The sequence below is a fragment of the Pseudarthrobacter adonitolis genome (assembly GCF_055412845.1).
The window spans coordinates 26758-33847 of the sequence record NZ_JBVAYW010000028.1 but is presented as its reverse complement, the minus strand read 5'-3'; the positions used below and the strand labels follow the sequence as shown (position 1 = coordinate 33847).

6 protein-coding genes are annotated in these 7090 nt (G+C 64.8%); 4 read left to right on the top strand and 2 right to left on the bottom strand.

What is annotated here, in order from left to right:
• Positions 1–936 precede the first annotated feature (936 nt).
• Entirely contained in the window at positions 937–1401 is a 465-nt protein-coding gene (locus ACZYZ4_RS18030) for an Lrp/AsnC family transcriptional regulator (protein ID WP_463863106.1), read from the bottom strand.
• A gap of 159 nt (positions 1402–1560) precedes the next feature.
• Between ACZYZ4_RS18030 and ACZYZ4_RS18025 the strand changes: the two genes are divergently transcribed.
• The 3 genes from ACZYZ4_RS18025 to ACZYZ4_RS18015 are packed head-to-tail and all read left to right on the top strand — an operon-like array spanning position 1561 to position 5320.
• Entirely contained in the window at positions 1561–2778 is a 1218-nt protein-coding gene (locus ACZYZ4_RS18025) for a thiamine pyrophosphate-dependent dehydrogenase E1 component subunit alpha (protein WP_463863104.1), read from the top strand.
• A complete protein-coding gene (locus tag ACZYZ4_RS18020; protein WP_463863102.1) occupies positions 2775–3887 on the top strand; it encodes an alpha-ketoacid dehydrogenase subunit beta in 1113 nt (370 codons plus the stop codon). Before ACZYZ4_RS18025 ends, ACZYZ4_RS18020 begins: the two co-directional genes overlap by 4 nt.
• A 2-nt stretch (positions 3888–3889) precedes the next feature.
• Complete coding sequence (locus tag ACZYZ4_RS18015; protein ID WP_463863101.1) at positions 3890–5320, top strand: dihydrolipoamide acetyltransferase family protein; 1431 nt, start codon at positions 3890–3892, stop codon at positions 5318–5320.
• 88 nt (positions 5321–5408) lie between these two features.
• Here ACZYZ4_RS18015 and ACZYZ4_RS18010 read toward each other — a convergent pair whose 3' ends face one another.
• Positions 5409–5549 (bottom strand): hypothetical protein, encoded by a 141-nt coding sequence (locus ACZYZ4_RS18010; RefSeq protein WP_463863100.1) that lies wholly within the window; start codon positions 5547–5549, stop codon positions 5409–5411.
• Positions 5550–5715: 166 nt separating this feature from the next.
• On the opposite strand from ACZYZ4_RS18010, the gene ACZYZ4_RS18005 reads away from it, so the two are divergent.
• The gene (locus ACZYZ4_RS18005) at positions 5716–6531 is read left to right on the top strand and encodes an MBL fold metallo-hydrolase (RefSeq protein ID WP_463863099.1); all 816 of its coding nucleotides are present in this window, start codon (positions 5716–5718) and stop codon (positions 6529–6531) included.
• Positions 6532–7090: the final 559 nt, after the last annotated feature.

Here is a 7090-nt window from a genome sequence, read left to right as displayed (position 1 = left end):
TGCTTGGTCGCTACCAATTCAAAGAGGCCCTGACCTCTTTCCTGCCGCACCACGCCGCAACGAAACCGCGGCGGAGGTCTCAGATCGCCCTAACCACGCTCAACTGCGAAGGGCCGGAATACGGCGCCACGGGCCGGCTGCGCCTGGGAGTTTTCTACGCCAAGCGGCTCCCACGGCTCTGGCCAGCGCTGCTGGTCCTTTGCGCAGTAATCGTTGTGGTCGGATTGATCTTTCCTGCGTCCGGGTGGGGCGGCCAGCGAGAATATGTCCTACCGGCAGCTGCCTACGTGATGAATCTGGCCCATTTCGGACTGCTCGGTGACCCGATTGCCGGCGAAACGCTGGGCCTCACCTGGACCCTGGGTCGAGGAACAGTTCTACCTGGTCTGGCCGTTGGTCCTTCTGGTCATGATGCGGTTCTGGAAGGTCCGCACTGTCGCCTGGATCGCGGCCCTCCTGGGGGCGGCATTCCTGCTGGAACCGTTTCTCGTGGTATCCGGCGGCGTACCGCTGAACCGACTTTACAACGGGCCGGACACCAGGGCACGAGTTGCTTTCGGGGTGCACGCTGGCCCTGCTGTTTGCCTCCGTCAGCCCGGGCTCCAGGTTCCACACCTCCCTGCAGGCCGGTGCACGCTGGGCGGCCCGCTGGCAGGGCTCGCCCTGGTGATCGCCGTTTCCCCTGTTCAAAGAGCCGGACACCCGGCAAACGGTTTGATCTCTTCTGGACCGCCGGCCCCACTGCGCTGGCACTGCTCGCAGGACTGGCCATCGGATCGCTTGCCCTGACCGTGCTGCTGGCGCACTGGGTCATTCCGTTGTGTGGAAACGCCCATCCGCCGCTGGGCCTCCAGAAGGCTCGAGCCCGCCGCCGTCCGCCCCGTCCCGGAGCCAGCCGGACGCGCGTCCTAGCAGCCTGCAGGGATTTCCGGGAACCTACCGCGTATCAACATCCTCAAACACCAGAAATGTCTGCGTGTCCAGCACGCCCGGCATGGACTGCAGCTGATCGAAAATCACCCGCCGCAGGTCGGTGTTGTCGATGGCGCGCACCAGCAGGATCACATCAAAATCGCCCCCCACGAGCGCGATGTGGTGGACCTCCGGGATCGCGCGCAGCTGCTCGCGCAGCTCACGCCATGAATGCTGGCTCACCTTCAGCGTCACGTAGGCGGAGGACTTGAGGCCCGCCTTGATGGGGTCCACCAAGGCCGTGAATTTGGTCAGCACACCTTCGCCGGTCAGCCTGGCGATGCGGGTGTACGCGTGCGCCCGGGAGATGTGGACATTCTCGGCCACCTGCGTCACGGACATTCTCCCGTCCCCGGTGAGTTCGGCGATGATCTGCCGATCGACGTCGTCCAGGGGCACCTCCCCGGACTCTCCTTCAAGTCGTGCCAATTCGTCCACCGCTCCTGCTCGTTGTCCAGATCACATTTCAATTCGTCTTCCAGAGTAGGTTCATCCGGCGGAATCTTCCACGATTCGGCGAAGTACTGGATACGAAACTTCCTCGAGGGCGATACTGGAAGCAACTAGTGGCTACAGAAGGACGGACCAATGACGATCTCCGCGGACCACTCTGCGCCGGACCAAGCACAACGTTTGGCGGCTGAAGATGCTGTATCGGAAGCGGTACGGAAGTTCGGCATCACGGTGGAGGACTACATGCTGCCCGCCCGTCACCAGATCCAGATGGTGGACCCGGACGGACGGCTCAAAGCAGAAAGCGAGCAGGGCACAGAACCCGGCCACGAGTACCCGTTGCCTGGCGATGAGGAACTAGTGGCCGCCTACGAGCAGCTCGTCGTCGGACGCCGGGTCAACGACCAGAACTCTGCGCTCGTCCGTCAGGGGCGCATGGCCGTGTACCCGTCCAGCCATGGCCAGGAAGCCTGCCAAGTGGCAGCCGCACTCTGCCTCTCCGACGGCGACTGGCTGTTCCCCACCTACCGGGACGCAGTGGCGGTCATGGCGCGGGGAGTTGATCCCGTAGAGACCATGACCATCTTCCGGGGTGACTGGCACAGCGGCTACGATCCGGCCAGGCACAAGGTGGGCATCCAGTGCACGCCCCTGACTACCCAGCTGTTGCATGGCGTGGGTGTCGCGCACGCGGCCAAGCTCCGCGGCGAGGACACCGTTGTCCTGGCGATGTGCGGGGACGGCGCCACCAGCGAAGGTGACTTCCATGAGGCCCTGAACTTCGCCGCCGTCTTCCACCTGCCGGTGGTCTTCTTCGTCCAGAACAACAAGTACGCCATCTCGGTGCCGCTGGCGCACCAGTCCGTGGCGCCGTCGCTCGCCCACAAGGCCGTGGGCTACGGCATGGCCGGCGAACGGGTGGACGGCAACGACGTGGTGGCCCTCCTCGCCGTGCTTGACCGGGCCGTCAAGCTCGCACGGGAAGGGTCCGGGCCGCTCCTCGTGGAGGCACACACGTACCGGATGCAGGCACACACCAACGCCGACGACGCCACCCGCTACCGCCAGGACAGCGAGGTGGCCGAGTGGCTGGCCAAGGATCCGATCAGCCGGATGAAGACGTACCTCACCGGCCGTGGACTGCTGGACGACGACGGCGCCGCGCGAATCGCAGAAAAGGCGGAAGCAGTTGCCACCCAGCTGCGGAACGGCCTGGGCGAGGACGTCCCGGTGGACCCCCAGGAACTCTTCCGGCACGTGTTCTCGGTGCCAACACCACAGCTGAAGGAGCAGTCCGCCATGTTGGCCGACGAACTTGCCCGCGAAGCGTCGTCTGAGGAGTCCCCGAAATGAGTCCGACCATCACCACATCGTCCGAGGCGAACGGCAACGTCAGCGCAGCAACGGCCCGGGCTGCGGCTTCCGCCGCGGCGACCGTCGAGGCCAGCGGACCGCAGGCCGTCACCATGGCCAAGGCCCTCAACACGGCTTTGGCGGATGCCATGCACGCCGATCCGTCCGTCCTGGTCTTCGGCGAGGACGTGGGCCTGCTGGGCGGGGTTTTCCGCATCACGGACGGGCTCACCAAGACCTTCGGGGAGCAGCGCTGCTTCGATACCCCGCTGGCCGAGTCCGGCATCGTGGGCATGGCCGTGGGGATGGCCATGAACGGGATGCGGCCGGTGGTGGAGATGCAGTTCGATGCGTTTGCGTATCCGGCGTTCCAGCAGATCGTCAGCCACGTGGCCAAGATGCACAACCGCACCAGGGGGGCCGTGAAGCTGCCCATGGTCATCCGGGTTCCCTATGCCGGCGGGATCGGAGGAGTGGAGCACCACTGCGACTCCTCCGAGTCCTACTACGCCCACACGGCGGGCCTGAAGGTGTTCACTCCCGCTACCGTGGCCGACGCCTACCGGATGCTGCGTGAAGCCATCGATTCGGACGACCCTGTCATGTTTATGGAGCCCAAGAAGCTCTACTGGTCCAAAGACCTGGTGGACCTTGAGGATCTCCGGGCGCAGCACGCCGCCAACGCGGAAGCCGGGACGTCCTCGGAAGGCCGTGCCGCCGTCGCCCGTTCCGGGACCGACGCGACGCTCATCGCCTACGGACCGTCCGTGCCGACGGCGCTGGCGGCGGCCGCCGCTGCTGCGGAGGAGGGGCGCTCGCTGGAAGTCATCGACGTCCGCTCCATCGTCCCCTTCGACGACGAGACCGTGTGCGCGTCCGTCCGCAAGACCGGCCGGGCCGTGGTGATCGCCGAAGCGCACGGGTTTGCGTCCGTGTCCTCCGAGATCGTGGCGCGGGTCCAGGAGCGCTGCTTCCACTACCTCGCCGCTCCCATCCGCCGCGTGACGGGATTCGACGTCCCGTACCCCGCACCGAAGCTCGAGCACTACTACCTGCCCGGCGTGGACCGCATCCTCGACGCCGTAGACGACCTCCAGTGGGAGAACTGACCATGAGTGAAACGAAAATATTCCTGCTTCCGGACCTTGGCGAAGGCCTGACGGAAGCCGAGCTGGTCAACTGGCTGGTGTCCGTGGGCGATGAGATCCGCGTGGACCAGCCCATCGCCGAAGTGGAGACGGCCAAGTCCATGGTGGAAGTACCGTCCCCGTACGCCGGCACTGTGACGGTGCTCCACGGCGAGCCCGGCCAGACGTTGGATGTGGGCAAGCCGCTGATTTCCGTGGCGCCGATTGGTGCGACGGCGCCGGTGGTTGAGCCTGTCGAGACCGCCGCAGCGGATACCTACCGAGAAGAAGAAAAGGCCGGGTCCGGAAATGTGCTGATCGGGTATGGGACTCCCGGTGGCAGCGGCGCCGCCCGGCGAACCCGGGCTCCCCGCACGGTCGCTGAGCCTGTCGCTTCGGTGCTTGAGCCTGTCGAAATCCCGGAGGTCGACATCTCGCTTCTCCGGACGCGCGTTCCCGGGAAACTGGGAGCCGTCATTTCACCGCTCGTCCGGCGCATGGCCCGTGAACACGGTGTCGACCTCGGCGACATTCACGGCTCGGGTGACAGCGGGCTGATCATGCGTAAAGACGTTGAAGCGGCGATCAGCACCCCGGTGGTTGAGGTTTCGCTCCCCACCCGCCCCCTAACCTCGCAGGCTCGGTCAGGGAACCCCGCGGTCGTGGCCCCAGGCTCAACCACCGGTGGCGTCGACACCCGCACAGGCCTGGGCATTTCCTCCCGGACACCCGTCAGGGGTGTCCGCAAGGCCGTTGCAGCCAACATGTCCCGCAGCCGCTCGGAGATCCCTGAGGCCACTGTCTGGGTTGATGTTGATGCCACGGCGCTGGTGGAACTCCGGGCAGGCCTCAAGAAGTCTGATCCGCACAATACGCCGGGGCTCCTGGCATTCATCGCGCGTTTTGTCACCGCTGGGTTAAAAAGATTCCCGGACCTCAACACCCGCATCGAAACTGCTGCCGACGGCTCCCAGGAGATCGTTGGCTTCGCCGGCGTCAACCTGGGCTTCGCGGCCCAGACGGACCGCGGACTGATGGTCCCCTCGATACGCAACGCGGACAAACTCAGCGCCCGCGAACTGGACGCCGAGATCCGCCGGCTCACCGCCGTCGTACGCGACGGCAAGGCGACGCCAGAGGAACTGGGCAGCGGCACCTTCACCCTGAACAACTACGGCGTCTTCGGAGTGGACGGATCCGCAGCTATCATCAACCACCCCGAGGTGGCCATCCTCGGAGTTGGCCGGATCATAGACAAGCCGTGGGTGGTGGAGGGGGAACTCGCGGTCCGCAAGGTCACCGAACTGACGCTCACCTTCGATCACCGAGTATGCGACGGCGGCACAGCGGCCGGGTTCCTCAGGTTTGTAGCGGATGGCATGGAGAACCCCGGGGCCGTGCTGGCGGACGTCTAGCCGTTTAACACCCGATTGGTTCTACGTGGTAAGCGCCAGCTGAACTGCCGCTTCGGCATGAATTCTTGTTGTCGGAAACACTGGAACGTCAGACGGCTTCCTCCGTGTGCTCAGCGCACCGCACGTTCGCGATCAGCTGGCCACCGCCGTCGGCCTTTTCGTAGCGGGTCACGTGATTTGTGATCCTGCCGCATTCGGCGCAGAAGCACGTGTGTTGTTTTGTCTGCATAGCGAGATGTTACGCAGATCGATGGATTTAAGGCGAAATCCCGGTTGGGAATGTGGATCTCCACATGCGGCCGAGGCCGCGTCCCGCCTCCCGGGAACTCCAAGGGCCCATGGGTAGAATCGAGGCCAAGAAGAACGCAGTCGCTTTCCGGAGGTACAGAGAAACAATGTCAGAATGGCTCGAGGTCGGCGCGGACAACTACGTGCTGGTCACCGAAGGATCACTGCTGAACACCGGCCTGATTGTGGGCTCCGAGCGGGCCATGGTGATCGATACCGGCTGCGGGCCGCGGCAGGGGCGCGAGATCCTGGACGCGGTGCGGGAGAAGACAGACTTGCCGCTCGTCGTCGTCAACACGCACGCACACTATGACCATTTCTTCGGCAACGCCGCGTTCGCGTCCGACGGCGCCACTGAGTTCTGGGCGCACGAAAACTGCGCCCAGGAGATCGACGACCACGGGGACCTGCAGCGCCGGTTTGTGGGAACGCTGGAGCCGGAGATGTCCACGGGCGAGGGCGAGAACGTGGAACTGGTGGTGCCCAACGCCATCGTCAAGGACCAGCCCGTGCTGGTGGACCTGGGCGGCGTAACCGTCACGCTCTTCTACCTGGGCCGCGGCCACACCGACGGCGACCTCCTGGTGGGCACCGCCACCACTCTCTTCGTGGGCGACCTCGTGGAGCAGGGCGCGCACCCGTCCTTCGAGGACTCCTACCCCGAGGAATGGGCCGACTGCCTGCGCCACATCTCCGCCCTGCGCCATCGGTACGAGTTCTTGATCCCCGGCCACGGCCAGCCCTGCAGCGACCAGTTCGTCAAAACCATGGCCAACACCATGACCACCGCCGTCCGCCAGGCCCAGCAGTCCATCCGTGAAACCCCCGCCGACGCCACCAAGGCCATCCCCGTGCTGCCCTACGGCCCGGAGCAGTCACGCTGGTTCATCAAGCGGCTGCAGGAGACACGGCCGCTGCACTGAGGAACTGGAATCCGTCTTCATTGCCGGAACCACGTGTCGACGAACTTCGATACTGAAGCGCAGGCCCGGGAGACTTCAACGATTTCGGATGCGAAGTCTTCGCGTTGGTTGATCGGCAGGAATCCGAGCCAAGGAAACGGGCCAATGAGGCGTTCAGCGAAGGTTGACTCGCCCGGGGCAAGCGATGCAGCGATCAGGTTAGCGGCCAACTGAAGTGCCTCATGTTCGCGCTCAATTGTCCTAGATGGGAGGAGTGTCACATTGACGTGACCTGTCAGTAGGCGTGATGAACCGATAGCGTCACCTCTGATCGCGTGGGGGATCACTCTAACGTTCGGAGACTCGTCATCGCCGCGCTCACCCGCGGCTGACCTCGCAATTCTGCCCCAGCGCCTAGACTTACTGATTGAATCAGTCCGTAAAGTGCCGCAGAACCTTGTGCCGAAAGTCCTGGGGGGACAGACATGCCCGATCCGGCGGATCAGAACGCACGCCCCATCGCAGAAGATGCAGGGCTACAGCAACCGCCCCGGCGACGCCGTGACCTCCGTCGCGCCGA